This window comes from Urbifossiella limnaea, assembly GCF_007747215.1.
In the GTDB taxonomy this organism is placed as follows: Bacteria; Planctomycetota; Planctomycetia; order Gemmatales; family Gemmataceae; genus Urbifossiella; species Urbifossiella limnaea.
Map to the genome: position 1 here is coordinate 624,150 of NZ_CP036273.1, position 26,883 is coordinate 651,032.

The following is a 26,883-nucleotide window of genomic DNA, read 5'->3' on the forward strand; positions in this document are numbered from 1 at the left end:
CCGGGAATTCGTCCAACTTTCACGCCCCCGTCACCTCCCGCAGCGCCTCGATCAGCCGGTCGATCTCCGCTTCCGTCGTGAACGGCCCCGGGCTGACGCGCACCAGCCCGTCCGGCGCCGTGCCGAGCGCCTTGTGGACGTACGGCGAGCAGTGCAGCCCGGCCCGCACGGCGATCTCGAACGAGGCGTCGAGGATGCCGCCGAGGTCTGGCGCGGGAATGTCGGCGTGGCGGAAGCTGACCGCGCCCACGCGGCGGGCCGGGTCGGCGTGACCGAACACCTCGAACCCCGGCATCTCCAGCAGCGCCGCCCACAGCCGGTCGCACAGCTCCACCTCGTGCCGGTGGATCGCCGCCAGGCCGCGCTCTTCCACGAAGTCCAGCCCCGCGACGAGCCCGGCGATGCCGAGGACGTTCGGCGTGCCGCCTTCGAGCAGGTGCGGGAACTCGGCGGGCTGCGTGGGGGTGAGCGAGTCGCCGCCGGTGCCGCCCTCGCGCCACGGCTTCACCGCGGTGCGCGGCCCGGCGTAGAGGCCGCCGGTGCCGGTCGGCCCGAGCAGCGACTTGTGGCCCGGGAACGCCAGCAGGTCGATGCACATCGCTTGCACGTCCACGGGGATCACGCCGGCGGTCTGGGCGGCGTCCACGAGGAACAGGGCGTCGCGCTCGCGGACCAGCCGGCCGATCTCGGCGACGGGCTGGACGGTGCCGAGGACGTTGCTGGCGTGCGTGAGCGCGACGAGCCGCGTGGCGGGGGTGAAGGCGGCCTTCACGGCGTCGGGGTCGAGGGTGCCGGTGCGGTCGGCGGCGACGCGGGTGAGGGTGATGACGCCGGCCTCGGCGAGGGCGACGAGCGGCCGCGACACGCTGTTGTGTTCGAGGTCCGACGTGACGACGTGGTCGCCGGGCTTGAGGACGCCCTTGACGGCCATGTTGAGGGCGTCGGTGGCGTTGAGGGTGAAGACGAACCGCTCGGGGGAGCGGCCGTTGAAGAAGCGGTTGAGGCGGTGGCGGGCGTCGGCGACGGTGTGCTCGGCGGCCTGGGCCATGCGGTGGCCGGACCGCCCGGGGTTGGCAAGGGTGGTGCGGGCGAACCGGTCGAGGGCGGCGTACACCCCCTCGGGCTTGGGGAAGCTGGTGGCCGCGTTGTCGAGGTAGGTCATCGGGGTAAATGCTCGGTCTGGCTTGCCGCCCCGAACCGGCTGTGAAGCACGGCCCAGAGCGAATGGCCGTATCGTGCCGCGGGCAGGATCGTATCGAGGAACACGTAGAGCCGGTGCTGCTGCGATTCAGGCAGGTCGTCCGCCGAGAACCGCACGTCCCGCCGGTTACTTGCTGGCGGGTGGTAGCCGTGATCCACGAATCGCCACCACGTCAGGCGGTCGGCCCACACTTCGCGGGGGATGCCGATGGCGACCAACTCGGCCTCGTGCGCCCGCACCCAGCGGCGCCATTCGAGTTCGGCATCGTGGTCGCGCCGGAAGCTCATCGGGTGTCACGCCGCTCGGCGGATCGGTCCGTACTTGGCGGGGTCGTCCCGCTCGAGCCGCTCGACGAACGCCCGCATGTACTCGGCGTCGAACGGGCCGATCCGGTCCCGTTCGGCTAACAGCGCGTCGATCACGGCGAGCACGCTCGCCGCGCTATGACACGGCCCGGTCGTGCCTCGCCGCTGTCGGTGACGGGCGAGTGCCGCGGCGTCCCGCGGGTCCAGAGACCCGAGCGCGTTCCCGTCCGGCCCGCGCACGGTCACTTGCTCGCTCGCGCCGGTCAGCACCCGGACCTGTTCCTCGGTCAGCACGAGATCGGGCATGGCGCACCTCCTTGCGGTATCGTACCCGTCCCGCCAAGGTCGCGTCACGGCAACAGGCTCCGGCCGCGACGACCCGTCACCCGCCGGGCGGGAGAACGTCTTTCAACGAGAGCTTGCCAAGCACCTTCCCCTCGGTCACGACCGGCACCTTGTCCGACAGGCCGTAGCCGGCGCACTCCAGGTACTTGGCGCGCCGGCCCCCGCGGGGGCGGGTGTAGACCTCGATCCGGTTCTCTTCGAGCACCACCAGCCAATACTCGGGCACCCCGGCCCGGGCGTAGAGGGCGAGTTTATCCCCGCGGTCGTAGGCCAGGGTCGTGTCGGCGACTTCCACCACGAAGAAGATGTCCGCGGGGACCGGGTGGGTCGTGAAGTACCGGTCTTCCGGGCCGCGGCTGACGGTCAGGTCCGGTTCCGGCTCGCTGTCCGCGGTGGTAATCGGTTGTTGCACCCCGACCACGGCCGCCTCGCCGACGACCCGCTGGAGCCGCTTGTCCAGCCGCCGGACGACGCTCGCGTGGGTCGGGTTGGTGGGCATCTTGGGGACGATCCAGCCGCGGATGAGTTCGACCCGTTCGCCCGTTTTCAGTATTCCGGCCTGGATCAACTGATGGTACTCATCGACCGTAAACCGCCGGACCGGTAGGGGTGGGTACGCCGGGGGCAGCCGGGGCGGTGGCGGCCGGGTGACGCGGGCGGCGGAACTCATTCGGCACCTCCGTTCGGCGGGCGGCCGTGCCCGGTCAGAACCACTGCTTCTCGCCGACCTGGTACGTCTGGTAGAATTCCTTGTCGCTCTTGGTCAGGTAGATGATCCCCTCGATCAGCCCGATGATGCTGCCGAACCCGCAGGTCACGAACGTCACGATGAGCTGGATGATGCCGGTCTTGGTGTACCCGAGGTAGAACTTGTGGACGCCCAGGCCGCCGAGCAGGATGCCCAGGATGCCGGCCACCACCTTCTTGTTCTCCTGAACAGGCGCGGGGGTGTCGTCGTAGTCGTCGTCGCGGGCCATGAGCGATCCTCCGGAGTCGGCGTGTGCGGGAGCGGGGGCAAGAAACAACGCGGGGCTATCATCCCCGCGGGGGTGCTAACTTCAAGGGGAAAGTGGCGAAGGACGCCCCACGAGCTGTCAGTGGCCGACGTACTTCGCGTACAGCGTCCGGGCGCGGTCCGTCTCGCTGGTGCCCTTGATGATCGCCCGGCCGTCGGGGAACACGGTGAACTCGAACGGGTCGCCCTTCTCCTCCACCTGGAACTTCAGCAGGAACTTGTTGAACGTCACGCTCCCGCTCGCCCGCAGCGTCGCCGCCAGCTGGTCGAAGTCGAGCCGGTTCGCCGCCCGGTGGCTCACCTGCACCGCGTTCCGCCCGCACAGCGTCGTCGTCTGCGTGCCGTGGGCGCCGTCCAGCCACTCGAACTGCCGCTTCGCGCAGCACGGGCACTCGCCCTTGCGGCCCTTCAGCGGCGCGATCTTGCGGCGGCGGTTCACGTTCTCCCACACGTCGAGCTCCAGCAACTCGCGGTTGATCGCCGCGGCGTTGCCGCTGAGAATCTTCAGCGCCTCCGTCGCCTGGTAGCTGGCGACGATGTTCACCGTCGGGGCCAGCACGCCGGCCGTCTCGCAGGTGCCCACGTCGCCGGGGTTCGGCGCCGCCTCGAACACGCACCGCAGGCACGGCGTCTCGCCGGGGATGATGGTCATCGTCATCCCCTGGCTGCCGACGGCGCCGCCGTACACCCACGGCTTGCCGAGCTTCACCGCCACGTCGTTGATGAGGTAGCGCACCTCGAAGTTGTCCGACCCGTCCAGGATCAGGTCGGCGTCGCGGGTCAGGTCCTCGATGTTGGTGCGGTCGATGTCGGCGACCACCGGCTCCACGGTCACGGTGCTGTTGATCTGCCGCATCTTCGTCGCGGCGGCCTCGGCCTTCGGCAGGTTGTTCGCCACGTCCGACTCGTCGAACAGCACCTGCCGCTGGAGGTTGGACGGCTCGACGAAGTCGCGGTCCACGACGCGGATGAACCCGACGCCGGCGCGGACGAGCACGTTGGCCAGCACGGTGCCGAGCGCCCCGCACCCGCACAGCGTGACCCGCGACGCGAGGAGCTTCAGCTGGCCGGCCTTGCCCATGCCCGGGAAGCGCATCTGGCGGGAGTAGCGGTCGAGCGGAGAGGCGTCGGGGCTCATGGGGTGCGGCCGATCTCGTTGGCGTTCAGGAAGTCTTGCAGGAAGCGGACGGCGTGCTTGGGCCAGCCCTCGTCCTTGCCGAAGGCGGCGAGGGTGGCGAGGTCTTCCTTCACGCGCCGCAACTCCGCCCCGCCGAGCCGCTGGAGGTAGGTGATGAGGTACTCCATCGCCTCGTCGGCCGCGGCCGGGTTCACGATGTTGGGTTCGGAGCCGTCGAGGAAGACGTAGGCGTGCAGCACCGCCAGCAGCAGTGGGTGGACGCCGAGCTCGGGCGGGATGAGCGGGAAGCCGGCGGCGCCGTCCGGAACCTCGTTGCCTTCGGGCGTTTTGTCGTCGGCCATTTGCGCCTCGTGAAGGGGTGAAGGGGTGAGGGGGTGAAGGGGTGAGTTCAGAACCGGGTTCGTCACCCCTTCACCCCCCTCACCCCCTCACCCCTTCACGGCGTCAGCCGCCCGCCACCGCCGGGATGAGCGCCACGACCACGCCGTCGGTCACCTTGGTGTCGAGGTCGTCGAGGTAGCGCACGTCCTCGTCGTTCACGAAGATGTTCACGTAGGGCCGCACCTTGCCGCCGTCGAACAGCTTCGACCCCAGCGCCGGGTACTGGCGCACCAGGTCCGCGAGCGCGTCCTTCACGGTCGCCCCGGCCACCGCCACCTCGGCGTTGCCGCCGGCCGCCTCGCGCATCGGGGTCGGCACCTGCACCTTGATCGCCATGTCAGTTCCGTGGTTGGGGGCTACGCCAGCACCGGCTCGGCGGTCAGCGAGCCCGACAGCGCCTCGAACTCGGCCAGCGTCGGCTTGATGACGGCCGGCTCCTCGATCGCCTCGAACACCGCGTCCTGCGTCTTCAGGCCGTTGCCGGTGATGCAGATCACGATCTCCTCGTTCCGCGGGATGCGGCCCTGCTCCAGCAGCTTCCGCAGCACCGACACCGTCGTGCCGCCGGCCGTCTCCGCGAACACGCCCTCGGTGCGGGCCAGCAGCAGCATCCCGTCCACGATCTCCTCGTCGGTCACGTCCTCGGCCCAGCCGCCGGTGTCGCGCATCAGCTTCGCCGCGAAGTAGCCGTCCGCCGGGTCGCCGATGGCGAGGCTCTTGCAGATCGTGGTCGGCTTCCGCACCGGCTTGTGCCGCTCCCGGCCGCTCTTCACGCAGTCCGAAATCGGGTTGCACCCCGCGGCCTGGGCGCCCCACATCTTCGTCGTCACGGGTTGATCGACGAGCCCGACGCGGGTCAGCTCGGTGAACGCCTTGTGAATCTTGCCGATGAGCGCCCCGCCGGCCATCGGGCAGACGACGTGCTGCGGGAACCGCCAGCCGAGGTCTTCGGCGATCTCGTAGCCCATCGTCTTCGACCCCTCGGCGTAGAACGGCCGGAGGTTCACGTTCACGAAGCCCCAGCCGTACTTCAGCGCGATCTGGGTGCAGAGGCGGTTCACCTCGTCGTAGGTGCCGGTGCAGCCGATCACCTTCGCGCCGTAGACGGCGGTGCCGAAGATTTTGGCCCGCTCCAGGTCGGCGGGGACGAGGATGAAGGTCTCGAGCCCGGCCTGCGCCGCCTGCGCCGCCACGCTGTTGGCGAGGTTGCCGGTGCTGGCGCAGCCGACCGTCCGCATCCCGAACTCGCGGGCCTTGCTCAGCGCCACCGACACGACGCGGTCCTTGAACGACAGCGTCGGGAAGTTCACGGCGTCGTTCTTGATCCACAGCCGCTCGACGCCGAGCGCGTCGGCGAGGCGGTCGGCGCGGATGAGGGGCGTGCCGCCGACCTGCGGGCCGACGCTCGGCACGCCGGCGACCGGCAGCAGCTCGCCGTACCGCCACATCGACTTCGGCCGGCGGGCGATCTTGTCGCGCGAGATGTTGGCGCGGATGGCGTCGTAGTCGTAGTCGACTTCGAGGGGGCCGAAGTCGTCGGTGCAGAAGTTGGTGGGGCCTTTGGGGTAGAGCTTGCCGCAGACGCGGCAGCGGAGGCCGGTGGCGAAGTCGGTCGGCACGAACAACACCCCTTGTTGGGCGCGCACTCGTGGAGAGGGCGCACGGCTCGGGGCGAGGTCTTGTCCAGGGGTGCGCCCGCGGGCGGCGGGTGCGTGAGATAAGAGGTCGGGGCCGTAGCCCCGTGTGATCTTATCTTCCCCGATCCGCCCTCCGGTGAAGGAGGGCCATCGGGCAGGAGGTAGCACCTGCACCACGGGGGAGCTTGGCTCCCGGCCGGGCCGGTTGCTGTGGCGTCGTCGGGCCTGAACCCTCAGCCACTCTGGATAAGATACTCGCCAGATTGTCGGCCCACCCGGCTTGTGGCCGAGTAGGTTGAAATGCAGGATACGGCCGGTTTCCGCCCGGGGCAAGGGCGCGGGGCAAAAACATGGGCCCGGGGGCCCCGACTCGCCGCGCCCCGGTTCGGCACCCGCTTTGCCTCATCCCCAACCGGAGGGCGAATCATGGGCCTGCCGTACGACCTGATCTGGCTCGCGGTGCCGCTGTACCTCGCGGCCCTGCTGCTAACGCGGCGGGTCGGTGCCCCGCGCCTGGGTTGACGTCCACGCTCATCCCGATTCCCTACGCACTCACCCCCAACACCCGTGATTGAACCCACCGCCCACCCCCCCGCCGCCCGCGCCGCCACCGGCATCACGGGGCTCGACGACATCCTCGGCGGCGGCCTCACCCCGAACCGGCTGTACCTCGTCGAGGGCGTGCCCGGCTCGGGGAAGACCACCCTCGCGATGCAGTTCCTCCTCGAAGGCGCCCGCCGCGGCGAGCCGGTCCTGTACGTCACCCTGTCGGAGTCGCTCGACGAACTGCGCGGCGTCGCCGACTCGCACGGGTGGGACCTGAGCGGGGTGACCGTGCGCGAGCTCGTCCCGTCCGAGGACAGCCTCCGGCCGGACGACCAGTACACCATGTTCCACCCGTCCGAGGTCGAGCTCGGCGAGACGACCCGGCTGATCCTCGCCGACGTGGACAAGTTGAAGCCCACCCGGGTGGCGTTCGACTCGCTCTCGGAGCTGCGGCTCCTCTCGGGGAACGCCCTCCGCTACCGCCGGCAGATCCTGGCGCTGAAGCAGTTCTTCGCCGGCCGCCGGTCCACCGTCGTCCTCCTCGACGACCTGACCAGCAGCCTCCACGACACCCAGGTGCAGAGCGTCGCCCACGGGGTGGTGATGCTGGAGCAGCTGAACCCGGACTACGGGGCCGAGCGGCGGCGGCTGCGGGTGGTGAAGTTCCGCGGCTCGAACTACCGGGGCGGGTTCCACGACTACGTCATCCGCCGCGGCGGGCTCGACGTGTTCCCGCGGCTGGTGGCCAGCGAGCACCGCCCGCCGCCGCAGATGGAGCGGCTGGCCAGCGGGATCGGCGAGATCGACGCCCTGCTCGGCGGCGGGATCGAGCGCGGCACCAGCACGCTCATCGTCGGCGCGGCCGGGACGGGCAAGTCGTCCCTGGCGGTGCAGTTCGTGGCCGCCGCCGCCGCCCGCGGCCAGCGGTCGGCCCTGTTCGTGTTCGACGAGTCGACCAACACCCTGCTCTCCCGCGCGGCCGGGCTGGGGATCGACCTGCGCGGGCACGTCGAGGCCGGGCGGGTGGCGATCCAGCAGGTGGACCCGGCCGAGCTCTCCCCGGGCGAGTTCACCCACGCCATCCGCCGGGCGGTCGAGCACGACGGGGCCGCGGTCGTGGTCATCGACAGCCTGAACGGCTACCTCAACGCCATGCCCGGCGAGGGGTTCCTCATCGTCCACCTGCACGAGCTGTTGACGTACCTCGGCCAGGCCGGGGTGGCGACCGTCCTCGTCAGCGCCCACCACGGGCTGATCGGCACCCAGATGCAAGCCCCGGTGGACGCCACCTACCTGGCCGACTCGGTGGTGCTGATGCGGTACTTCGAGAGCCGCGGGGCGGTGCGGCAGGCGGTGTCGGTGATCAAGAAGCGGGGCGGGGCGCACGAGCGCACGATCCGCGAGTTCAAGATGGAGAACGGCCGCATCCGCGTCGGCGAGCCGCTCAAGGAGTTCCGCGGGGTGCTGACCGGGGTGGCGGTGTTGGAGGGGGCCGACGGGACCGGCGGCGGGTCCTCGGGGGCGCGGCCGTGACCGACCCGGGCCGGGCCGCCGAGCTTCGCGTCTTGATTTACGCCCCGACCGGCCGGGACGCGGCGCTGGCGCACGACGTGCTCGCCCGGGCCGGCGTCGCCGCCCACGTCTGCGCCGACCTCGCCGCCGTCTGTACCGAACTCGACGCCGGGGCCGGGGCGCTGCTGACCACCGAGGAGGCCGCCGCGACGGACCACGACGACTGCCTGGCCGGGTGGCTGGGCCGGCAGCCGCCGTGGTCCGACCTGCCGGTGCTGCTGCTGGCCCGGCCGGGGGCCGACTCGCCGGCCATGACCCGCGCCGTCGAGGTGCTCGGGAACGTGGCCGTGCTGGAGCGCCCGGTGCGGATCGCGGCGCTCGTGTCGACCGCCCGCACGGCCCTCCGCGGCCGCGACCGCCAGTACCAGACCCGCCAGCTCCTCCTCGACCGCGAGCAGACGACGGTCGAGCTCCGCACCCTCATGGACCTGCTGCCCGTCGGCGTGTTCATCGCCCACGACCCGGCGTGCCGGCGGATCACCGGGAACCGGGCCGCGAACGCCATCCTGCGGATGCCGGGGGCGGCGAACCTGTCCAAGACGGCCCCGCCGGTGGAGCGGCCGACGCACTTCCGCCCGAGCCGGGGCGGGGTCGAGATCCCGCCCGCCGGGCTGCCGGTGCAGCGCGCCGCCCGCGGCGAGGTGGTCCGCAACGAGGAGATCGATCAGGTGTTCGACGACGGCACCGTCGTCCACACGCTGATCTCGGCGTCCCCCCTGCTCGACGCCGCCGGGACCCCCCGCGGCGCGGTAGCGTCGATCACCGACATCACGGCACAGAAGCGGACGGAGGAGGCGCTGCGGGCGAGCGAGGCGCGGTACCGCACCCTGTTCGAGTCGATCGACGAGGGGTTCTGCGTCATCGAGGTGCTGTTCGACGCGGCCGGCCGCCCGGCCGACTACCGGTTCGTCGAGGTGAACCCGGCGTTCGAGGCCCAGGCCGGCATGCGCGGGGCCGTCGGCCGGCGGATGCTCGAGTTCGTCCCGGCCATCGAGGACCACTGGCTGACGAACTACGGCCGGGTCGCCGCCACCGGCGAGCCGGTCCGGTTCGACGGCGAGGTGAAGGGGCTGAACCGCTGGTTCGAGGTGTACGCCTTCCGGGTCGGCGACCCGGCCGCCCGCCGGGTGGCGGTGCTGTTTACCGACGCGACCGCCCGCAAGCGGATGGAGGACGACCTCCGCCGGTCCGTCGCCGACCTGGCCGAGGCCCACCGGTTCCTCCACTCCGCCCTCGACGCCCTGACGAGCCACATCGCCGTGCTCGACGAGGCCGGCACCATCCTGGCGGTGAACGCCGCCTGGCGCCGGTTCGCCGACCAGAACCACTACGACGGCCACAACTACGGCGTCGGGTCGAACTACCTGACGGAGTGCGAGCCGCACACCGGCGGGTGCATGGACGGGCGGGAGGTGGCCGCCGGGCTGCGGGCCGTGCTGTCCGGGCGGGAGCCGTACTTCCAGTTCGAGTACCCGTGCCACTCGCCGACCGAGCACCGGTGGTTCACCATGCGGGTGAGCCGGTTCCAGACGCCGGGGCCGGTGCGGGTGGTGGTGTCGCACGAGGACGTGACGACCCGCCGCGAGGCCGAGGAGGCGCTGAAGGACGCCGACCGCCGCAAGAACGAGTTCCTGGCGATGCTGGCCCACGAGCTCCGCAACCCGCTGGCCCCGATCCGCAACTCGCTCCACATCCTGCGCCTGGTCGGCGGCGCCGAGGCCACCAGCGTCCACGACATGATGGACCGGCAGGTGGCCCACATGGTGCGGCTCGTCGACGACCTGCTGGAGGTGTCGCGGATCACCCGCGGCAAGATCGACCTCCGCCGCGCCCCGGTGGACCTCGCCACAGTCCTCCGCACCGCCGTCGAGACGAGTCGCCCGCTGATCGACGCCGCGAACCACACGCTGACGGTGGACGTGCCGGCCGGCGGGCTCGTGGTGGACGGGGACGCGGTGCGGCTGGCGCAGGTGTTCGCCAACCTGCTGAACAACGCGGCGAAGTACACCGAGCCCGGTGGCGCCATCCGCCTTCGGGCGCGCCGGGTTGGGGCCGACGCGGTGGTGACGGTGCGCGACACCGGGGCCGGCATCCCGCCCGAGATGCTGGCCCGGGTGTTCGACATGTTCACGCAGATCGACCGGACCGACACCCGCGCCCAGGGCGGCCTCGGCATCGGGCTGACGCTGGTGAAGAGCCTGGTGGAGCTGCACGGCGGCCGGGTGGCGGTCCGGAGCGACGGCGCCGGCAAGGGGAGCGAGTTCGAGGTGCGGCTGCCGGTGCTCCCGGACGGGGCCGTGCCCGCAGGTTCGTAAACCATTCCCGGCACCCACCCCGCCCGGAGGCCCGCCGTGCGCCCCGCCCTCGCCGCCGCTCTCGCCGCCGTCGCCGTCGCAACCGCGAGCGCCCCCGCCGACGAGAAGCTGTTCGGCATCGCCTGCCGGTCCGTCCACCTCGGCTACCCCGCGCCGGAGGCCACGGCCGTCACCCTCACCGCCACCGTCGAGCAGTCCGCGGAGGGCACCTACTTCATGGCCTGCGGTTGGTCGAAGGGGTACTTCGGCATCCAGGAGCTCGGCAACGGCAAGAAGGTGGCGCTGTTCTCCGTGTGGGACCCGGCCGGCGGCGACGACCCGCGAAAGGTGCCCGAGGAGAAGCGGGTGAAGCTGCTCCACCGGGGCGAGGGCGTGCGCGTCGGCCGGTTCGGCAACGAGGGGACCGGCGGGCAGTCGTTCCTCGACCTGGATTGGAAGGCGGGTCAGCCGTACCGCTTCCTCGTGAGCGCGAAGGCCGACGGCCCCGACCGCACCGCCTACAGCGGCTACCTCCGCACGCCGGACGCCAAGGAGTGGCGGCACCTCGTGACGTTCTCGACGCACACGAAGGGGGAGTTGCTGCGCGGCTGCTACTCGTTCGTGGAGGACTTCCGGCGGAACAAGGTGTCCACGACGAAGGCGCGGCGGGCGGTGTTTTCCGACGGCTGGGTGAGGCCGAAGGGCGGGGCGTGGGAGCCGCTGCTGAAGGCGCGCTTCACCGCCGACGCGAACCCGGACACGCACATCGACGCGGGGCCGGTGGGGGCGGGCTTCTTCCTGGCGACCGGCGGCGCGACGGAGAACAAGACGACGAAGCTGCGCGAGGTGATGACGCGGGCGGGCGGCGCGACGGCGCCGCCGGACCTGCCGGCGGGGGTGGAGTGACGGCTTGTTAGGCCGGGGCGCAAGCCCCGTCGGGTGTCGGAACGCCGACGGGGCTTGCGCCCCGGCCTAACTCGATCCCCCGGCCCGGTGCTCGGCCAGCACCCGCTTCAGGCTGGGGTGGAGTGACGGCTTGTTAGGCCGGGGCGCAAGCCCCGTCGGGTGTCGGAACGCCGACGGGGCTTGCGCCCCGGCCTAACTCGATCCCCCGGCCCGGTGCTCGGCCAGCACCCGCTTCAGGTACGCGCCGTAGTCGTTGTTGCCGCTCTCGACCGCCAGCTTCTCGAACTGCGCCACGTCGATGAACCCCTTCGACAGCGCGATCTCTTCGAGGCACGCGATCTTCAGCCCCTGCCGCTGCTCCAGCGTCTGCACGAACTGCGACGACGACAGCAGCGAGTCGAACGTGCCCGCGTCCAGCCACGCCACGCCGCGGCCGAGCGGCGTCACGGTGAGCTGCCCGCGGCGGAGGTACTCGAGGTTCACGTCCGTGATTTCCAGCTCGCCGCGCGGCGACGGCTTCAGCTTCTTGGCGATGTCGGTCACGTCGCCGTCGTAGAAGTACAACCCGGTGACGGCCCAGTTCGAGCGCGGCTTCGCCGGCTTCTCTTCGAGCGTGCGCGCCTTGAAGTCCTTGCCGAACTCGACGACGCCGAACCGCTCCGGGTCGGTGACGTGGTACGCGAACACCCGCGCGCCGGTGGTGATGCCGGCCGAGTCGGTGAGGACCGGCACCAGGTCGTGGCCGAAGAAGATGTTGTCGCCGAGGATCAGGCACACCGGGTCGCCGGCGACGAACTCCTCGCCGACGAGGAACGCCTGCGCGATGCCGCCGGGGTTCTCCTGCACCTTGTAGGAGAGGTTCATGCCGAGCCGCTTGCCGTCGCCGAGCAGCTGCTCGATGGCCGGCGTGTCGCGGGGCGTGCTGATGACGAGCACGTCGCGGATGCCGGCGAGCATGAGCACCGACAGCGGGTAGTAGATGACCGGCTTGTCGTAGACGGGGAGGAGTTGCTTGCTCACCGAGCGGGTGAGCGGGTAGAGCCGGCTCCCGGCCCCGCCGGCCAGCAGAATTCCCTTCACGGCATCACCACAATTGAGGAAGGCGGACGTGCCCTCAGGGTACGACGCCGGGCGGTCCGGGTCACCGGCGCGGCTCCAGCCGCCGCCGCAGCTGCGCCACCTGGCGCAGGCGCACGTCCGGCGGGCCGTCGGGGTCGAACTCCAGCGGGCCGGCGTCCTTGGCCAGGAACTTCAGCACCTCGAACGCCCGCCGGCGGTGGACCGCGTTCGGCCACTCCAGCGCCTCCAGCAGCGTCGGCACGGCCGCGGCGCCCTTCTTCACCAGTTCCAGCGTCGCGGCCTTCACCGCGCCGTCGTCGGCCAGCGACTCCACGAGCCGCCGCACCTTCTCCTGCTCCAGCATCGACCCGACCTTGCCGCTGAACAGCCCGCTGGCCGGCGCCGGCGTCGTGGCGGGGAACGCGGTCGGGGTGGCCGCCGGGAACAGCACCGGCGGCGGCGTCACGGTGGCGACGGGTTCGGGGGCAAACGCCTTCGGCGGCGGCGTGGCTGCCGTCGGGGGCGGCGCCGGCCGCGGCGGGGGCGGCGCCACCGGCGCCGGCGTGATCGTCAGCGGCTTCGCCGGCGGCGGCGTGACCGGCGGTTTCGCCGGCGGCGCGGCGGCCTTCGCCGGCGGCGGCGGCGCGGCGGCCTTCGCCGGCGGCGGCGGCGGTTCGGGCGCTGGGGTCGGATCCCCGCCCGGGTGCAGCCGGCTGGCCATCGCCCGGGTGAAGCCGTCCTCCTCGAAGCTGCGGCCGAGGTAGGCGTCGATGGCCTTCTGGTCGTTCACCAGCTCGTGCGGTGTGCCGCGGGTCACCACCTGGCCGTCGGCGATGAGGTACACCCGGTCGGCGGTGCGGAACACCTCGCGGACGTTGTGGTCGGTGATGAGGATGCCGATGCCGTGGTCCGCCAGCTCGCGGATGTTCTTGCGGATGTCCTCGGTCGTCTTCGGGTCCACGGCCGCGAACGGCTCGTCGAGCAGGATCAGCAGCGGCTCGCACACCAGGCAGCGGGCGATCTCGAGCCGCCGCTTCTCGCCGCCCGAGCAACTGCCGGCGACGTTCCCGCGGACGTGGTCGAGCTTGAACCGGGTCAGCGCTTCGTTGGCGCGCTCCCGGCGCTCCTTGCGGGTGAGCTTCCGCCCGAGGCTGCGGCTGCGCGGCAGCGCCTCCAGGATGGCGATGAGGTTGTTTTCGACCGAGAGCTTGCGGAAGACGCTGGGCTCCTGCGACAGGTAGCCCATGCCGCGGCGGGCGCGCTGGAACATGGGCAGGCCGGTCACGTCGGCCCCGTCGAACGTCACCTTGCCGGCGTTCGGCGTGAGCTGCCCGGTGGCCATGCGGAAGCTGGTGGTCTTGCCGGCGCCGTTCGGGCCGAGCAGCCCGACGACCTCGCCGGCCTCGACGTGGAACGACACGCCGTTGACGACCCGGCGGCGGCCGAAGTACTTGACCAGCCCCTCGACCTCGAGCAGCGCCATCACCCACCCCCCGGGACGCGGGGAGATAGCCGACCCGGGCCGCGCACGCAACCCCGGCCCGGGCGTGGGTCGAATTTGCGGCTGACCGCCCGAACGACGCCCCGGATTTCGCCGAATTGCCGGCGAGCCGCCGCGAATCACTCGTTAGACTGCGAGAAACTACGACCGCCGCCCGGAGGGATCGTGGACACGTTCTACCTGTTCTGCGCCGGCCTCGGCGGCACCGTCATCCTGCTGCAACTCGCCGCCGGGCTCCTCGGCTTCGGCGCCGACCACGACACCGACCACGACACCGGGGCCGACCACGACCACGACGGCAACTCGTTCTTCGGCATGCTGTCGGTGCGGACGGCGGCCGCGGCGCTGACGTTCTTCGGCCTCGGCGGGCTGACCGCGCGCTACTACGGCGCCGACGAGGCACTCGCGACCGTGGTCGCGGCGGCGGCGGCGGTGGCGGCGTTCTACGCGGTCGCGTTCCTGGTGCGGTCGCTGTCCGGCCTGAAGGCCGACGGCACGGCGCGGATCGAGCGGGCGGTCGGGCGGACGGGCTCGGTGTACCTGCGGGTGCCGGGCACGCGGTCGGGCCACGGCAAGGTGCAGGTGGCCGTGCAGAACCGCACCGTCGAGTACCAGGCGGTGACCGCCGGGCCGGACCTGCCGACCGGGGCGCCGGTCCGCGTCGTCGCCGTGCTCACCGCCGACACGGTGGAAGTCGAGGCCGTCTGACACACTCACCCGACACCCGGAGGCCGCACCCGTGACCGCACTCCTCGCCGCCACCACCGACGTGCCCTGGCCGCTCGTCACCGCCGTCGCCGCCGGCACCGTGCTGTTCGGCCTCGTCCTGATGCTCGCGCGGCGCTACAAGCGGTGCCCGTCCAACCGCGTCCTCGTCATCTACGGCAAGACCGGCGGCGGCAACGCCGCGAAGTGCGTCCACGGCGGCGCCGCGTTCATCGTGCCGCTGATCCAGGACTACTCGTACCTGTCGCTCGACCCCATCCAGATCGAGGTGCCGCTCAAGGGCGCGCTGTCGATCGAGAACATCCGCGTCAACGTGCCGAGCGTCTTCACCGTGGCCATCGGCACCGACTCGGAAACGATGCAGAACGCGGCCATCCGCCTCCTCGGGCTCGACACCCAGCAGGTGAAGGAGCAGGCCCGCGACATCATCTTCGGCCAGCTGCGGCAGGTCATCGCGTCGATGCGGATCGAGGACATCAACCGCGACCGCGACAAGTTCCTGGAGAGCGTGCAGCGGTCGCTCGAGCCGGAGCTCAAGAAGATCGGCCTCGTCCTCATCAACGTCAACATCACCGACCTGACCGACGAGAGCGGGTACATCGAGGCCATCGGCCGCAAGGCCGCCGCGGAGGCCATCCAGAAGGCGCTGGTGGACGTGGCGCTGCAAGAACGCACCGGCCAGATCGGCGTCGCCGAGGCCGAGCGGGAGCGGGCCGTGTCGGTGGCCGGGGCCACGAAGGAGCGCGAGATCGGCACCCGCGAGGCGACCCGCGAGCAGGCCATCCGCGTGGCCCAGCTCGACAAGGAGCGGGTCGTCGGCGAGCAGACGGCGAAGCTGGAGCAGGAGGCACTCATCAAGGAGGCCATGCGGCAGCAGGCGATCCGCGTGGCCGAGCTCGACCGCGACCAGCAGGTCGGCGAGCAGAAGGCGGCGTTCGAGCGGGAGGCGCTGGTGGCCGACGCCGAGCGGGAGAAGCGGGTGAAGACGGCCGAGGCGAACGCCCGCGCCGCCGTCGGCGAGGCCCAGGCGCAGGCCCAGGTGTTCGCCGCGCAGGCCGAGATGCAGGTGAAGAAGGCCGAGGCGTACCAGGTGTCGGAGACGAAGAAGCGGGAGGCCGAGGCGGCCGTGCAGGAGGCGCAGAACCGGGCGATGGCGCGGGCGGCGCTGGCCGAGGCCGAGAAGGTGGAGGCCGAGCAGCGGGCGGCGCTGGAGGCGCCGGCGAAGGCCGAGAAGGCGCGGACCATTGTGGAGGCCGAGGCCGCGGCCGAGCAGACGCGGCTGGCGGCGCAGGCCGAGGCGGCGACGATCTACATGAAGCTCGAAGCCGAGGCCCGCGGGCAGTACGAGATTCTCGCCAAGAAGGGCGAGGGCTTGAAGACGGTCATCGAGGCGTGCGGCGGGGCGCAGGCGGCGTTCCAGCTGCTGATGCTGGAGCACCTGGACGCGCTGGCCGCGGCGTCGGCGAAGGCCATCTCGAACATCAAGTTCGACAAGGTGGTGGTGTGGGAGGGCGGCGGCGCGGGCGGGTCGGGCACCGCGGGGTTTTTGCAGAACATGGCCCGGGTGATGCCGCCGATGATGCAGGTGCTGAAGGACGTGGGCGGCGTCGAGGTGCCCGAGTACCTGGCGAAGCTGACCCCCGACGCGCCGCCGCCGCCGCGGCCCGAGCCGGCGGCGAACGGCCACGCCCCCGCGGCCCCCGGCCCGCGCGGCGGGTCGTGACCCCTCCCGGAACCCTCGGTGGGCGATTCGATGGCCAAGAGCGTGACCCCCAAGCCGGCGGCGAAGGCGAAGCCCAGGGCGGCGTCCGCGTCCGTCGCGGACGCCCTCAAGCAACTCGAGGCGCTGGGCACCGCCGCCGTGCGGGCGCAGATGGCCAAGAGCGGCCCGTGGGGCCGCGGCGCCGGCGACAACCAGTTCGGCGTCCCCCGCGGCGACGTGCGGAAGCTCGCCGCCAAGTTCAAGACGAACCACCCGCTGGCGCTCGCGCTGTGGGACACCGGCAACGTGGACGCCCAGTTCCTCGCGGCGCTGCTGATCGACGTGAAGCAGCTGTCGGCCGCTGACCTGGAGCGGCTCGTCACGACGATCACGATCCCGTGGGTGGCCGACTGGCTCCACTCGAACGTGGTGAAGGCGCACCCCGACAAGGAGGCGTTGCGGCAGGCGTGGATGGCGTCGTCCGACCCGTGGCTGGCCCGCGCCGGCTGGCAGCTGACGGCCGGCCGCGTCGCCAAGAGCCCCGACGGCCTCGACCTCGCGGCGCTGCTCGACCGCATCGAGGCGGAGCTGGCCGGCGTTGTGCCCGAGGTGCAGTGGACGATGAACATGTGCCTGGCGGAGATCGGCATCCACGCCCCGAAGCTCCGCAAGCGGGCGGTGGCGATCGGCGAGAAGCTGGGGCTGTACCGCGACTACCCGTGCTCGAAGGGGTGTACGTCGCCGTTCGCCCCGATCTGGATCGCCGAAATGGTGAAGCGCCAGGGCTGACCGGCCCCGCAAGTGCAGATTCCCAATCGGGTTCCGGAGAACGGACGGGCGACACCTCGACGGAACAAGCATTTTTATGAGTCGGTGACATGTTTCCGGGAATCGACCCCCCTCGGCCGGAAACAATGATCTCGGTCCGAACGGTCGTCTGGCCTCGATCGCCCCAGACAACCGAAGTACTCGGCGCCGGAAACGGCTCGCCGGCCGACCCCGGATCGGGTAGAGTCGGTACACCCGCCCGCCGCACGTCCGCCCCCGCCGAGGTTCCCGCCCGATGACACCACCCACCCGCTGCCCGGGGCCGACGGGGCTCACCCGCCGCAACATGCTCCAGGTCGGCACCGCCGGCGCCCTCCACCTCGGGCTCACCACCCTCCTCGCCGCCGACGAGCACCGCACCGGCAACTCCGCGCCAGCCGACTCGTGCATCCTCGTCTTCCTGAACGGCGGCCCCAGCCACCTCGACACCTGGGACTTGAAGCCCGACCTGCCGCAGGAGATGCGCAGCGAGTTCCGCCCCATCAGCACTACCGTCCCCGGCGTGCAGGTGTGCGAGCACCTGCCGCGGCTCGCGCGGCTGATGCAGCACTGCACGCTCGTCCGCTCCGTCAATCACGACCAGGTCGCGCACGCCCCTGCCGTGTACACCGCCCTCACCGGCGTCCGCAGCAACGTCCGCGCCGGCATCGTCGGCGCGAAGGCCACCGACCACCCGGCCATCGGGGCCGTAGTGAGCCGGCACCGGCCGGCCGCGGGGCACATTCCCGGCTACGTGCTGATGCCGTACCTCACCGCGGAAGGGGCGGGCGGGCCGCCGCAGCCGGGCTTCCTCGGCGGCTGGCTCGGCAAGACGCACGACCCGTTCCTCGTCCTCCGCGGCGGCGACGCCCCCGACGGCTTCAACCTCCCCGCCATCCTCCCCGGCGCGGGCATGACCGCCGACCGCGTCCGCGACCGCGGCGACCTCCTCGCCGGCGTCAACCGCACCGCCACCGCCGCCCGCGCCGGCCTCACCGACGACCTGGAACGCCTTCAAGCGCGGGCGTGCGACCTGCTCACGTCGCCGGCGGCGCAGCGGGCGTTCCTGCTGGACCGCGAGCCGGCCCGCGTCCGCGACGCCTACGGCCGCAACATCTACGGTCAAAGCCTGCTGCTGGCGCGGCGGCTGGTCGAGGCCGGGACGCGGCTGGCGTGCGTGAGCTGGGCGCCGGACGCGAACGCCACCTGGGACACGCACGGCCAGAACTTCCCGAAGCTGAAGAACCAACTGCTGCCGCCGTTCGACCGGGCGTACGCGCAGCTGCTGACGGACCTGATCGACCGCGGGTTGCTCGGCCGCACGCTGGTGGTGGTGATGGGCGAGATCGGTCGCACGCCGAAGATTTCGGGCGACGCCGGCCGCGACCACTGGGAGCACTGCTACTCGGTGCTGTTCGCCGGCGGCGGCACGAAGGGCGGCTACGTCCACGGGGCGAGCGACAAGCTCGGCGCGTACCCGAGCCGCAACCCGGTGAGCGCTAGCGACATCGTGGCGACGGTGTACCACGCGCTGGGCATCGCCCCGGACCTGGAGCTGCGCGACCGGCTGGACCGGCCGCTGGCGCTGCTGCCGGAGGGCGCCGCGGTGCGCGAGGTGTTCGCCTGACGGGCCGGGTTCGTGACGCCCTCACCACCCCTCGTCCGGCGGCTCCGCGGCACGGCGGAGCTGCGCAACCACGTTCGCCCGCGCGACCGCGGTCAGCACCCACAGCCCCGTCAGCACCGCCAGTAGCGCCACCGGCACCGCCCAGCTGAACGGGCCGAACACCATCACCGCCGCGGCCGCGGCCACCGCCAGCGGACCGCCCGCCGCCACCAACTCGACCCGTGCCGTTCTCGCGGTCGGGGTGATGGTGGACGGCCCGGCGTTCCGCTCCGTCGCGTCCAGGAGCGCCCGCAGTGACAGGTCGGTGTCACGCCGCCGGCCGGCCGCAGCGTGGGCCGCCACGCGGTCGGCGTGCCGCGCCTCCAGCACCGCCGGGTCGGCCGTCGCCACCGCCTCCATCGCGAAGTCGTCGTCGGCCGTGAGCGTGTCCGCGGCGCCGCCGGCCGTCAGGTCGAGGCCGCCGTCGGCCCAGCAGGTGGCGAAGATGAGCTGGTGCCAGCCGGGCGCGACCGGCAGCTCGTGCAGGAACGCGAACCGCCCGGCCGAGCGATTCCGGAACGCCCGCACGGTCGTGCGGTACGTCCAGTCGCGGAGGTGGAACGTGAGCCGCATCCACCCCGGCCCGAGCGGCTCGTACCCGAGCCGCCGCAGGGCGTCGAACGCCGCGGCGTAAGCCGGGTCGGTGCCGTCGGGCTCCAGGGCCGCGGGGTCTTCCTCGCCGCCGTTCGCGTAGCGGGTGCCGCCGGCCGCGGAGACGAGCAGCGGCACGAACCACCACGCCAGCCACACCCCGACGGCGGCCCACAGCGCGGCGACGGCGGCGGGGGGTGCGTCGAGGTCGGGCACGGGTCACCGCCGGGGGACGGGGAGGACGGCGGCTTCCGGCACCCACCCGGCGGCGCCGCCGGCGAGCTCCACCTGCACCCACCCGCCGCGGCGGCCGAGCTCGCGGGCCTCGGCGCCGCGCGGCAGCCTGGGTTCGAGCCGCGGCGGGTAGCTGTCGGCGTTGCCGCGGCGGAGGAACACGTCGGCGGCGACGACCACGACCGGCCGGGGGTCGCGGCGGGCGTCCTGCCACAAAAGCGCGGCGAGCGCGGCGAGCGCGGCCAGTGACAGGGCACTGACGCCGAGCCACGCCGGGGCGCGGGTCATGGCGAGCCGGGCGGCGGCGAGCCCGGCGGCGAGCGCGAAGACGGCCACGAGCGCGAACGCTTCCGCCGCCGAGACCCGCGAGCCGAACGGGCGGGCGGTGGCGGGGCGGCACTGGTCGGTGAGGTCGCCGGTGTGGGGGTAGTCGACGGCGGCGCGGGCGTCGTCCAGTTCGACGCGCAGGTCGCGGTCGGCGGGGGCGACGGCGAGCGCCTCGTGGAGGGCGACGACGGCGGCCGGCAGGTCGCCGGCGAGGCGGCGGCAGCGGGCGCGGGCGAGGCCGACGGCCGGGTTGCGGCGGCCGCCCTGCCACAGGGCGTCGTAGGCGGCGGCGGCGGCGCGGAAGTGCGGCCGGGCGGCCGCGGCGTCGTCCCTGGCGGCGACGCCTGCGGCGAACTGGCGGGCGGCTTCAGCGGCTAAGTCGGCGGGGGCGGGGGAGTGCGCCGCGGCCGGGGCAGCGGCGAGGAGCGCGACGGCGACGGCGGCGCGGAGGGTCATTCCGCCGCCTCCAGCCGGGCCACCAGCGCCTCGGCCGCGGCGGCGAGTGACACCGCGGTGTCGGGGGTCGGCGCGAACCGGGCGGCGTCGCACGCCCGCAGGAAGGCTTCCACGGCGTCCGCGCCCGCGACGCCGAGCGCGGCCAGCGCCGCGGCCGCCTCCGGCGGCGTGTCGGCGCCCGGCGGCAGCGGGTACCGCGCCCGCAGGTAGCCGATCACCGCCGCGGCGCACGCCGCCGCCGGGTCGGCCGACCGGCCCGCGGCGCGGACCGCCGCCAGCGCCCGCCGCGCTGCCCGCGACCGCCGCCGCCGCGCGAGCCGGGCCGCGTCCGGGTACGCCGCCCGCCACGCCGCGTACCACCCGACCGGCGTCAACACCGCCAGCGCCGCCAGCGCGGCCCACGCCGCCGGCCCCGGCGCGAACGGCTCGTCGTCCAGCAGCCGCGCCCCCGTCTCGACGACGAACATCCGGTCGGGCGCGTCCAGCGGCACCGCGGGCGGTGCGGCCGTCGGCGGCGCGGCCGTCACCGTGATCTTGACCCCGAGCGCGCGGGCGTTCTGGTAGCGCCGCTCGGGCGCGGCGTCGGCGTTGAAGTAGAAGAAGTTCAGCCCCGGCACGTCCGTCACCCCGCGGGTCCGCGGCCGCAGTCGGTACGCGAACGCCAGCCCCTTCGCCGCCACCGGCCCGGGCACGTCCTCGACGACGAATCGGTCCGTGAAGTCGGCGACTTTCGCCAGGTCGGGCCGCTTCACCTCGGCGGGGTTGGTCGCGCCCGTGACGGTGAGCGTCGCCACCACGGCTCCGCCCTCGGGGACGGTCGTGGGCGTCACGTCCCAGCGCGCCTTCACCGCGGTGCCGCGGGCGCCGTAGTAGCCTTCTTTCGGCTCGAAGAAGCTCGGTTGCCTCGCAGGGATGAGGGATGAGGGATGAGGGATGAGGAAGACCAGCACGACGAACGTCGCTCGGGTGATGGCGGGTCGGAGCATCGGTTACCCCTTCCTCGCTTTGACCTTCTTGGAGATCGTGGTGAGGATGGCGATGAGCTGTTCACACTCTTCCCGCAGCGCGGCGACCCGTGCGGGCGGCACCAGCCCGGCGTCCACGAGCAGCTCGAGCCAGTAACTCGTCTCTTCTAATTCTTTCAGGCAATCACCCAGCTTCGACACGAACTCGGCGTCAGACCGCGCCCGGTGAGCTTCGCGGAAGTTGGCACCGACCGACGTGCCGGACCGCAACACCTGCCGGCCGATCACGTCTGCTTCAGCCTGCTTTGGCAACACCCCATACATTCGGATAATGCGGACCGCGAACTGCTTGGTCCGCACGCGCAGGTCTACTCGTTCGGCCGGCTCCGTCTGGTTCATCCCTCATCCCTCATCCCTCATCCCTTCCCGAGTCCCTACCAATCCTTGACCCCCGGCCGGTCCGCCCCGGCGACCGCACGGAGCAGCCCCTGCCGCTCCTTCCGCAACCGCTCCTCCGTCTGGCGGAGGTACGCCCGCGTCTCCTCGGGGCTCAGCGGGCGGGCCGTGTCGTCATTGGCCAGCGGCCGCAACTGCGGACCCACCCCCGCCGTCGGCTGCTCGGACTTGCTGCCCGGCTCCTGCGTCGGCTGCACGCCCGCCGGTTTGGTCTGCTTCGTGTTCGACGTGTCGGTCGAGCCGTCCTTCCCGGCCTGGTCATGGCGCGTCTCGGGCTCCGAGCCGGCGGTCTGCGGGGGGGGCGGCTGTTGCAGGTCCTCGGGCGTCGGGGCGTTCGGGCTCTCCGGCCGCGGCGCCTTGCGGGCGGCCTCGGCCCACAGCAACTTCGCCAGCTCGATCAGCCGGCGGGCGTCGGCCTTCAGCGGGTCGTCGGCGCCGGGGGATTCGCGGCACCGCTCCAGGCACGCCACCGCGGAGCGGTAGACGGCCGCGTCGCCGCCGCGCTTCAGCAGGCAGACGCCGCGGTTGTACCACGCCCGCGCCGCGCGTGTCGGCGGGCAGTCGCGGTCGTCCAGTGCGCGGGCGTAGAGGACTTCGGCGTCGTAGAACCGGCCCTGCGCGGCCCGCACCGCGGCGGTGTTGTACGCGACCAGGCCGGGGTCGGCGGTGCGCTCGGCGGCGGCGGCATAGAGCGGGTCGGCGGCGGCCGGGTCGCCGGCGAGCATGACGGCGTTCGCCCGGCGGACGAGGTCGTCGGCCGGCTGCCCGGCGGCGACGGCGACCGCGGCGGCGAACAGACCGGCGGCGATCGGGAGGCGGCGCGTCATGCCGCTATGGTACACGGGCGGGCGGGTCAGCGGTACTCGTCGCGGACGGGGTGGAACACGTCCAGCGCCTGCGCCGCGCCGGCCGGCGCCGTGACGCGGTGGCGGACGCCGCCGGGGATGCGGTAGAAGTCGCCGGGGCCGAGCTCCTGCACCTCGTCGCCGACCTCGAACAGCGCCCGGCCGCTCACCATCATCCCCATCTGCTCCTGCGGGTGGCTGTGCCAGTCCACGACGCCGCCGGCCGGGATGTCCACCAGCGACAGCTGCAGCCCGTCGCCGGCGTAGGTGCGGATCGGCACGGTGCCGAAGACGACGTGGCGGCCGCACTCGGCGGGGGTGGGGAAGAATTGCGACATTGGGAGGGAGAGGCTGAGGGACCGTGGGGCTGAGGGACACAGGGACAGAATACGAAGCCTCGTGCGTCTTCTGTCCCTGTGTCCCTGTGTCCCTCAGTCCCACGGTCCCTGAGTCCCATTACCCTACCGCCCGTACAGCCGGCCGCCGAGGGCCGCGTGGACCTCGCTCGACGCCCGCACGATCAGCGACATGCTCGGGACGTGGAACGTCACCGTGCCGGCGCCGCCGTTGCCCTGCCACGCCAGCGGGTCCACCGACGACTTGATCGAGTCGATCAGCAGCTTGGCGTTGGCCTGCGTCTGCTGGAAGTCGAGGAACGGCCCCCACTGCGGCGCCCCGCCGGTCGGCCCGAGCCCCTGGATCAGGTCGCCGAGGTAGTACACCCGCGTCGTCAGCAGGTCGCGGGACCGCTCCACCGTCACGATCTGGATTTCCTGGTCGCGGATCACGAACGTCAGCCCCTGGGCGGAGAGCAGCTGCCGCAGCGCCGTCCGGCCCGACAGCCCGCGGGCGCTCAGGCTCACGTTCTTCTTCAGGTCCAGGTCCAGGTCGCGCAGCGACTTCTCGTCCACCAGCAGCTTCGCGTCCATCGCCGTCGAGAGTTCCTGCAGGGCGTACTCCAGCGGCTGGTCCTTCAGGTTCACCGTCACCGCGCGGTCCAGCGCCGAGATCAGCTGCTTCTCGCGGTCCGTCAGCTTGACCTCGTTCGACCGCTTGCCGGTGCGGTCCTTCCAGTCCTTCGGGAACTCCACGTCCTGGACGGCCGGAATGTTCGACGCCATCAGGTTGTTCTGGGCCATGTTCAGCCGCTTCGCCTGGAGCTCGGTGAAGGCGCGGGAGTCGGCGAGGGCGGTGGCGAAGCTGTCGCGCTGCCCGAGCGCCAGCACGCCGGGGTTGGTCGGGTACTTCTGCGCCAGCGCGGCGGCGGTGCGGTCGGCCTCGGCAGTGTTGTTCTGGTCGCGCAACCGGACAATCTTCTCGACGCCCTCGCGGACTTCCTTCACCTCCGCCTGCATGGCCTCGATCGCCGCCTTTTGTGCCCCCTTGACGCCGGGCGCGGCGGGGTCGGGGCGGGCGCCCGTGTTGGCGACGGGGCGGCCCTCGACGGCGGCGAGCCGGGCCTGAAGCTGCGCCGTGAGGCGCTGCCGGGTCTCGGCGCTGATCGCCGCGGACAGGTCGATGCTCTGCTGAGCCGCCCGCAGCCGCTGAGCGGCCTTCGCCGGGTTGGCGCGGGCGGCGTCGGCGTCGAGGAGGGCGGTCTGCACCTCGGCGGCAGCCTTCTGGTCGGCGAGGAGTTGCCGCTGGCGGGCCTCGGAGATGGCGTCGGCCGGCGGCTGGGCCGTGGCGAAGCCGGCGAGGGAGGCGGCGAGCACGGCCGCGAGCCGGAAGCGGGTCATGACGGGGTTCCGCGGGTGGTCGGGCGGCGTCCGCTGACGCACCGCCACCCCTTCAACGTACCCGCCCCCGCGGCCGTTTGCCAAGCGCCGACTGGCGGCGGTGACGGGGAGACGCCCGCGGGACCGGCGCCGGCGGCAGGGGCGCGGATGGAATGCGCGGGATGCGCGACCGTTACCGGTTGACTCGCCCGCCCGCGTCGGCGAGACTGTTGCTGTTAACCCCCGCCTGCCCGAGCACGTCATGCCCAGCTTCTCGCGTCGCGGGTTCCTCCGCATCGGCGGCGTCGGCCTCGGCGGCCTCACGCTGCCCGGCCTCCTCCGCGCCGACGCCGCGGCCGGCCGCCGCACCTCGCACAAGTCCGTCATCTTCATCTACCTCGTCGGCGGGCCGCCGCACCAGGACATGTTCGACCTGAAGCCCGACGCCCCCGCCGAGGTCGCGGGGCCGTGGCGGCCGGTGGCCACGAACGTCACCGGCGTGCAGATCTGCGAGGCGTTCCCGCGGCTCGCCCGCATCATGGACAAGCTCGTCGTGGTGCGCTCGCTCGTCGGCAGCCAGGCCGACCACGACGCGATTCAGGTGTACAACGGCCACCACCCGCGGAAGCCAACGCCGGCCGGCGGGTGGCCGCAACTCGGCTCCGCCGTCGCCCGCCTGCAAGGCCCGACCGACCCCGCCGTGCCGGCCTTCACGAGCCTGTGTTACACCACCACCCACGGCCCGTACAACGAGCCCGGCCCCGGCTTCCTCGGCCAGGCGCTCGCCCCGTTCCGCGTCATGGGGAAGACGCGCGACGACATGGTCCTCCGCGGCATCACCGTCGACCGCCTCGCCGACCGCCGCACCCTGCTCCGCACCTTTGACGACTTCCGCCGCGAGGCCGACGCCTCCGGTTCCGCACGCGCGTCGGACGCGTTCACCGAGCAGGCGTTCGGGCTCCTCACGTCGTCGAAGATGGCCGAGGCGCTGGACATCTCGAAGGAGCCGGCGAAAGTGGTGGAGCGGTACGGCACCGGCGACCCGCGCGTGATGATGGACGGCAACGGCGCCCCGCGGGTGCCCCAGAGCTTGCTGATGGCCCGCCGCCTGGTGGAAGCCGGGGCGCGGGTGGTGACGCTGAACTACAGCAAGTGGGACTGGCACGGCGGCAAGAACGCCGAGGGCCGCGCCGACAACAACATCTTCGGCCGCGAGCGCGAGGACTTCCCCGCCTTCGACCGGTGCGTCAGCGCGCTGGTGGAAGACCTGTACGCCCGCGGCCTCGGCGACGACTGCACCGTGGTGGTGATGGGCGAGTTCGGCCGCACCCCGCGCATCAGCAACATCGTCGGCCGCGACCACTGGCCGAACGTGAACTGCGCCCTGCTGGCCGGCGGCGGGATGAAGACGGGTCAGGTGATCGGCGCGACCGACCGCATCGCCGGCGAGGCGGTGTCGCGGCCGGTGCAGTACGGCGAGCTGTTCGCCACGCTGTACCACAACCTCGGCATCGCCCCCGGCGCGACGTTACCGGACCTGACCGGCCGGCCACAGTACCTGGTCGAGGACGACGCCCGGCCGATGCGGGAACTGGTGTGACGCGGGGGGCGAAGTTTGCCCACCCCGCCCATGGCACGCGGTCTGCTCATTCCTGTGGGGACGGAAGCCTTCCCCCAACAGGATGTGCCGATGACCGCCACCACGACCGCGCCGCGACCGAAGACCCGCCCGGCAATCCCGGCCCGCCGCGTCCGCGAACTGCTGCTGGAACTGACGTACCGGATGCACGCCACCCGGCCCGCACCGCGGACCGCTACACGCTAAGTCGTTGAGAGGCTGACAGCCCACCCGGTGCGCCGGGTGGGCTTCTTCGTTTCAAAATGCTACAGCTGTGCCGCGAGCGCCGCCACCATCCGCGGGTCCACGCGCCGCGGCCGGCCGGTGCCGGCGTCCAGCAGCACCCACACCGTCCGCGCCGTCACCAGGACTGTGCCGTCCGGGCGCACCACCTCGGTGAAGCGCTCCCATGTGGCCCCGCCGGGCTCGCCCACCCACGTCCGCGCAATCAGTTGCTCCCCGGGCAGACCGGGGCGCAGGTATTCGAGCTCGTGCCGCCGCACCACCCACGCGAACGCCGCCTGCAACTCGGCCGGCGCCGCGGCCACCCAGTGGGCCACGGCCGCGTCCTGCACGTAGCGCACGAACGCCACGTTGTTGACGTGCCCCTGCTGGTCGATGTCGTCCGGCCGGACCGCGAGCGAGACGGTGAACACGACGGGCATCGCGCCTCCCGGTTGGGGAGTTGGTGAGTCGAACGGGCGGCGGTTGCATCTTCTTCAACCCGCCTTCCCGCCGCCGTTGTACGGATTACCAGTACCCATCTTCGCGGGGCGTCCGCCGTCGGAAAAATCGCGGTGCGTAAGCCGTTGACGGGCCGCGGGGTTGCGGCGAGGGCGCGCGGCGATCGGCGCGAGTGGCATTGCTCGTGCGTT

Annotated in this window: 28 protein-coding genes and 1 riboswitch; of the genes, 9 read left to right on the plus strand and 19 right to left on the minus strand. The window is 72.4% G+C overall.

Annotated features, from left to right (window positions below):
• Nucleotides 1-19: 19 nt before the first annotated feature.
• The 9 genes from ETAA1_RS02680 to thrC all read right to left on the minus strand — a co-directional run bounded on the left by ETAA1_RS02680 (nucleotide 20) and on the right by thrC (nucleotide 6,004).
• Nucleotides 20-1,162, minus strand: coding sequence for an aminotransferase class V-fold PLP-dependent enzyme (locus ETAA1_RS02680; protein ID WP_145234078.1), 1,143 nt, complete (start codon nucleotides 1,160-1,162; stop codon nucleotides 20-22).
• The gene (locus ETAA1_RS02685; protein ID WP_145234080.1) at nucleotides 1,159-1,488 is read right to left on the minus strand and encodes a hypothetical protein; all 330 of its coding nucleotides are present in this window, start codon (nucleotides 1,486-1,488) and stop codon (nucleotides 1,159-1,161) included. Before ETAA1_RS02685 ends, ETAA1_RS02680 begins: the two co-directional genes overlap by 4 nt.
• Nucleotides 1,489-1,494: 6 nt before the next feature.
• Nucleotides 1,495-1,812 (minus strand): nickel-dependent hydrogenase large subunit, encoded by a 318-nt coding sequence (locus ETAA1_RS02690; RefSeq protein ID WP_145234082.1) that lies wholly within the window; start codon nucleotides 1,810-1,812, stop codon nucleotides 1,495-1,497.
• Nucleotides 1,813-1,888: 76 nt separating this feature from the next.
• Entirely contained in the window at nucleotides 1,889-2,521 is a 633-nt protein-coding gene (locus ETAA1_RS02695) for a Uma2 family endonuclease (RefSeq protein ID WP_145234084.1), read from the minus strand.
• A 34-nt stretch (nucleotides 2,522-2,555) separates the two neighbouring features.
• Nucleotides 2,556-2,828 carry a TM2 domain-containing protein gene (locus ETAA1_RS02700; RefSeq protein ID WP_145234086.1) on the minus strand — a complete coding sequence of 91 codons (273 nt, stop codon included), beginning with the start codon at nucleotides 2,826-2,828 and terminating at the stop codon, nucleotides 2,556-2,558.
• A 117-nt stretch (nucleotides 2,829-2,945) separates the two neighbouring features.
• On the minus strand, nucleotides 2,946-4,004 hold the full coding sequence (locus tag ETAA1_RS02705; protein WP_145234088.1) for a ThiF family adenylyltransferase: 1,059 nt from the start codon (nucleotides 4,002-4,004) through the stop codon (nucleotides 2,946-2,948).
• Nucleotides 4,001-4,345, minus strand: a complete 345-nt coding sequence (locus ETAA1_RS02710; RefSeq protein WP_145234090.1) for a hypothetical protein — start codon at nucleotides 4,343-4,345, stop codon at nucleotides 4,001-4,003. The genes ETAA1_RS02705 and ETAA1_RS02710 overlap by 4 nt, the downstream gene beginning before the upstream one ends.
• 103 nt (nucleotides 4,346-4,448) lie before the next feature.
• Nucleotides 4,449-4,721 (minus strand): ubiquitin-like small modifier protein 1, encoded by a 273-nt coding sequence (locus ETAA1_RS02715; RefSeq protein WP_145234092.1) that lies wholly within the window; start codon nucleotides 4,719-4,721, stop codon nucleotides 4,449-4,451.
• 20 nt (nucleotides 4,722-4,741) lie between these two features.
• The gene (gene thrC, locus ETAA1_RS02720; protein WP_145234094.1) at nucleotides 4,742-6,004 is read right to left on the minus strand and encodes a threonine synthase; all 1,263 of its coding nucleotides are present in this window, start codon (nucleotides 6,002-6,004) and stop codon (nucleotides 4,742-4,744) included.
• 127 nt (nucleotides 6,005-6,131) lie between these two features.
• A riboswitch (SAM riboswitch) is annotated at nucleotides 6,132-6,275 on the minus strand.
• 314 nt (nucleotides 6,276-6,589) lie between these two features.
• Between thrC and ETAA1_RS02725 the strand changes: the two genes are divergently transcribed.
• From ETAA1_RS02725 to ETAA1_RS02735, 3 genes are read left to right on the plus strand one after another with little or no spacing between them, the layout of a single operon-like run.
• On the plus strand, nucleotides 6,590-8,101 hold the full coding sequence (locus ETAA1_RS02725) for an ATPase domain-containing protein (RefSeq protein WP_145234095.1): 1,512 nt from the start codon (nucleotides 6,590-6,592) through the stop codon (nucleotides 8,099-8,101).
• Complete coding sequence (locus tag ETAA1_RS02730) at nucleotides 8,098-10,455, plus strand: PAS domain-containing sensor histidine kinase (RefSeq protein WP_145234097.1); 2,358 nt, start codon at nucleotides 8,098-8,100, stop codon at nucleotides 10,453-10,455. The genes ETAA1_RS02725 and ETAA1_RS02730 overlap by 4 nt, the downstream gene beginning before the upstream one ends.
• Nucleotides 10,456-10,491: 36 nt before the next feature.
• Entirely contained in the window at nucleotides 10,492-11,340 is an 849-nt protein-coding gene (locus ETAA1_RS02735; protein WP_145234099.1) for a DUF3472 domain-containing protein, read from the plus strand.
• A gap of 192 nt (nucleotides 11,341-11,532) precedes the next feature.
• On the opposite strand, the gene rfbA is transcribed toward ETAA1_RS02735, so the two are convergent.
• On the minus strand, nucleotides 11,533-12,420 hold the full coding sequence (gene rfbA, locus ETAA1_RS02740; protein ID WP_145234101.1) for a glucose-1-phosphate thymidylyltransferase RfbA: 888 nt from the start codon (nucleotides 12,418-12,420) through the stop codon (nucleotides 11,533-11,535).
• A gap of 61 nt (nucleotides 12,421-12,481) precedes the next feature.
• Nucleotides 12,482-13,882: an LPS export ABC transporter ATP-binding protein gene (lptB, locus tag ETAA1_RS02745; RefSeq protein ID WP_145234103.1), complete on the minus strand. Its 1,401-nt coding sequence runs from the start codon at nucleotides 13,880-13,882 to the stop codon at nucleotides 12,482-12,484.
• Between the two features lie 183 nt (nucleotides 13,883-14,065).
• Between lptB and ETAA1_RS02750 the strand changes: the two genes are divergently transcribed.
• The 4 genes from ETAA1_RS02750 (at nucleotide 14,066) to ETAA1_RS02765 (ending at nucleotide 18,762) form a co-directional block, all read left to right on the plus strand.
• Nucleotides 14,066-14,608 carry a hypothetical protein gene (locus ETAA1_RS02750; protein WP_145234105.1) on the plus strand — a complete coding sequence of 181 codons (543 nt, stop codon included), beginning with the start codon at nucleotides 14,066-14,068 and terminating at the stop codon, nucleotides 14,606-14,608.
• A gap of 31 nt (nucleotides 14,609-14,639) precedes the next feature.
• The gene (locus ETAA1_RS02755) at nucleotides 14,640-16,349 is read left to right on the plus strand and encodes a flotillin family protein (protein WP_202920613.1); all 1,710 of its coding nucleotides are present in this window, start codon (nucleotides 14,640-14,642) and stop codon (nucleotides 16,347-16,349) included.
• 18 nt (nucleotides 16,350-16,367) lie between these two features.
• On the plus strand, nucleotides 16,368-17,117 hold the full coding sequence (locus ETAA1_RS02760; RefSeq protein ID WP_202920614.1) for a DNA alkylation repair protein: 750 nt from the start codon (nucleotides 16,368-16,370) through the stop codon (nucleotides 17,115-17,117).
• Nucleotides 17,118-17,391: 274 nt separating this feature from the next.
• Nucleotides 17,392-18,762: a DUF1501 domain-containing protein gene (locus tag ETAA1_RS02765; RefSeq protein ID WP_238389358.1), complete on the plus strand. Its 1,371-nt coding sequence runs from the start codon at nucleotides 17,392-17,394 to the stop codon at nucleotides 18,760-18,762.
• 21 nt (nucleotides 18,763-18,783) lie between these two features.
• On the opposite strand, the gene ETAA1_RS02770 is transcribed toward ETAA1_RS02765, so the two are convergent.
• The 7 genes from ETAA1_RS02770 to ETAA1_RS02800 form a co-directional block, all read right to left on the minus strand.
• Nucleotides 18,784-19,608, minus strand: a complete 825-nt coding sequence (locus ETAA1_RS02770) for a hypothetical protein (RefSeq protein ID WP_145234107.1) — start codon at nucleotides 19,606-19,608, stop codon at nucleotides 18,784-18,786.
• Nucleotides 19,609-19,611: 3 nt separating this feature from the next.
• Nucleotides 19,612-20,409, minus strand: a complete 798-nt coding sequence (locus ETAA1_RS02775; RefSeq protein ID WP_145234108.1) for an SH3 domain-containing protein — start codon at nucleotides 20,407-20,409, stop codon at nucleotides 19,612-19,614.
• A complete protein-coding gene (locus ETAA1_RS02780) occupies nucleotides 20,406-21,395 on the minus strand; it encodes a BatD family protein (protein ID WP_145234110.1) in 990 nt (329 codons plus the stop codon). Before ETAA1_RS02780 ends, ETAA1_RS02775 begins: the two co-directional genes overlap by 4 nt.
• Nucleotides 21,396-21,398: 3 nt before the next feature.
• Entirely contained in the window at nucleotides 21,399-21,773 is a 375-nt protein-coding gene (locus tag ETAA1_RS02785; RefSeq protein ID WP_238389359.1) for a four helix bundle protein, read from the minus strand.
• A gap of 35 nt (nucleotides 21,774-21,808) precedes the next feature.
• Entirely contained in the window at nucleotides 21,809-22,657 is an 849-nt protein-coding gene (locus ETAA1_RS02790; RefSeq protein WP_145234112.1) for a hypothetical protein, read from the minus strand.
• A gap of 26 nt (nucleotides 22,658-22,683) precedes the next feature.
• On the minus strand, nucleotides 22,684-23,013 hold the full coding sequence (locus ETAA1_RS02795; RefSeq protein WP_145234113.1) for a cupin domain-containing protein: 330 nt from the start codon (nucleotides 23,011-23,013) through the stop codon (nucleotides 22,684-22,686).
• Between the two features lie 123 nt (nucleotides 23,014-23,136).
• Nucleotides 23,137-24,411: an STN domain-containing protein gene (locus tag ETAA1_RS02800; protein WP_145234115.1), complete on the minus strand. Its 1,275-nt coding sequence runs from the start codon at nucleotides 24,409-24,411 to the stop codon at nucleotides 23,137-23,139.
• 241 nt (nucleotides 24,412-24,652) lie between these two features.
• On the opposite strand from ETAA1_RS02800, the gene ETAA1_RS02805 reads away from it, so the two are divergent.
• Together ETAA1_RS02805 and ETAA1_RS33305 are read left to right on the plus strand one after the other, a co-directional pair.
• A complete protein-coding gene (locus tag ETAA1_RS02805) occupies nucleotides 24,653-25,990 on the plus strand; it encodes a DUF1501 domain-containing protein (protein WP_145234117.1) in 1,338 nt (445 codons plus the stop codon).
• 90 nt (nucleotides 25,991-26,080) lie between these two features.
• Nucleotides 26,081-26,215: a hypothetical protein gene (locus ETAA1_RS33305; protein ID WP_261342004.1), complete on the plus strand. Its 135-nt coding sequence runs from the start codon at nucleotides 26,081-26,083 to the stop codon at nucleotides 26,213-26,215.
• Between the two features lie 59 nt (nucleotides 26,216-26,274).
• Here ETAA1_RS33305 and ETAA1_RS02810 read toward each other — a convergent pair whose 3' ends face one another.
• A complete protein-coding gene (locus ETAA1_RS02810) occupies nucleotides 26,275-26,673 on the minus strand; it encodes an acyl-CoA thioesterase (RefSeq protein ID WP_145234119.1) in 399 nt (132 codons plus the stop codon).
• Nucleotides 26,674-26,883 lie beyond the last annotated feature (210 nt).

Bases quoted from the DNA above. Each gene is read 5' to 3' on its own strand.
- ETAA1_RS33305 (WP_261342004.1), top strand. From the start codon at position 26,081: ATGACCGCCACCACGACCGCGCCGCGACCGAAGACCCGCCCGGCAATC.
- ETAA1_RS02715 (WP_145234092.1), bottom strand. From the start codon at position 4,721: ATGGCGATCAAGGTGCAGGTGCCGACCCCGATGCGCGAGGCGGCCGGC.
- ETAA1_RS02780 (WP_145234110.1), bottom strand. From the start codon at position 21,395: ATGCTCCGACCCGCCATCACCCGAGCGACGTTCGTCGTGCTGGTCTTC.
- ETAA1_RS02710 (WP_145234090.1), bottom strand. From the start codon at position 4,345: ATGGCCGACGACAAAACGCCCGAAGGCAACGAGGTTCCGGACGGCGCC.
- ETAA1_RS02800 (WP_145234115.1), bottom strand. From the start codon at position 24,411: ATGACCCGCTTCCGGCTCGCGGCCGTGCTCGCCGCCTCCCTCGCCGGC.
- ETAA1_RS02765 (WP_238389358.1), top strand. From the start codon at position 17,392: ATGACACCACCCACCCGCTGCCCGGGGCCGACGGGGCTCACCCGCCGC.
- ETAA1_RS02695 (WP_145234084.1), bottom strand. From the start codon at position 2,521: ATGAGTTCCGCCGCCCGCGTCACCCGGCCGCCACCGCCCCGGCTGCCC.
- ETAA1_RS02810 (WP_145234119.1), bottom strand. From the start codon at position 26,673: ATGCCCGTCGTGTTCACCGTCTCGCTCGCGGTCCGGCCGGACGACATC.
- lptB (WP_145234103.1), bottom strand. From the start codon at position 13,882: ATGGCGCTGCTCGAGGTCGAGGGGCTGGTCAAGTACTTCGGCCGCCGC.
- ETAA1_RS02680 (WP_145234078.1), bottom strand. From the start codon at position 1,162: ATGACCTACCTCGACAACGCGGCCACCAGCTTCCCCAAGCCCGAGGGG.
- ETAA1_RS02805 (WP_145234117.1), top strand. From the start codon at position 24,653: ATGCCCAGCTTCTCGCGTCGCGGGTTCCTCCGCATCGGCGGCGTCGGC.
- ETAA1_RS02795 (WP_145234113.1), bottom strand. From the start codon at position 23,013: ATGTCGCAATTCTTCCCCACCCCCGCCGAGTGCGGCCGCCACGTCGTC.
- ETAA1_RS02790 (WP_145234112.1), bottom strand. From the start codon at position 22,657: ATGACGCGCCGCCTCCCGATCGCCGCCGGTCTGTTCGCCGCCGCGGTC.
- ETAA1_RS02685 (WP_145234080.1), bottom strand. From the start codon at position 1,488: ATGAGCTTCCGGCGCGACCACGATGCCGAACTCGAATGGCGCCGCTGG.
- ETAA1_RS02690 (WP_145234082.1), bottom strand. From the start codon at position 1,812: ATGCCCGATCTCGTGCTGACCGAGGAACAGGTCCGGGTGCTGACCGGC.
- ETAA1_RS02775 (WP_145234108.1), bottom strand. From the start codon at position 20,409: ATGACCCTCCGCGCCGCCGTCGCCGTCGCGCTCCTCGCCGCTGCCCCG.
- ETAA1_RS02700 (WP_145234086.1), bottom strand. From the start codon at position 2,828: ATGGCCCGCGACGACGACTACGACGACACCCCCGCGCCTGTTCAGGAG.
- ETAA1_RS02705 (WP_145234088.1), bottom strand. From the start codon at position 4,004: ATGAGCCCCGACGCCTCTCCGCTCGACCGCTACTCCCGCCAGATGCGC.
- ETAA1_RS02785 (WP_238389359.1), bottom strand. From the start codon at position 21,773: ATGAACCAGACGGAGCCGGCCGAACGAGTAGACCTGCGCGTGCGGACC.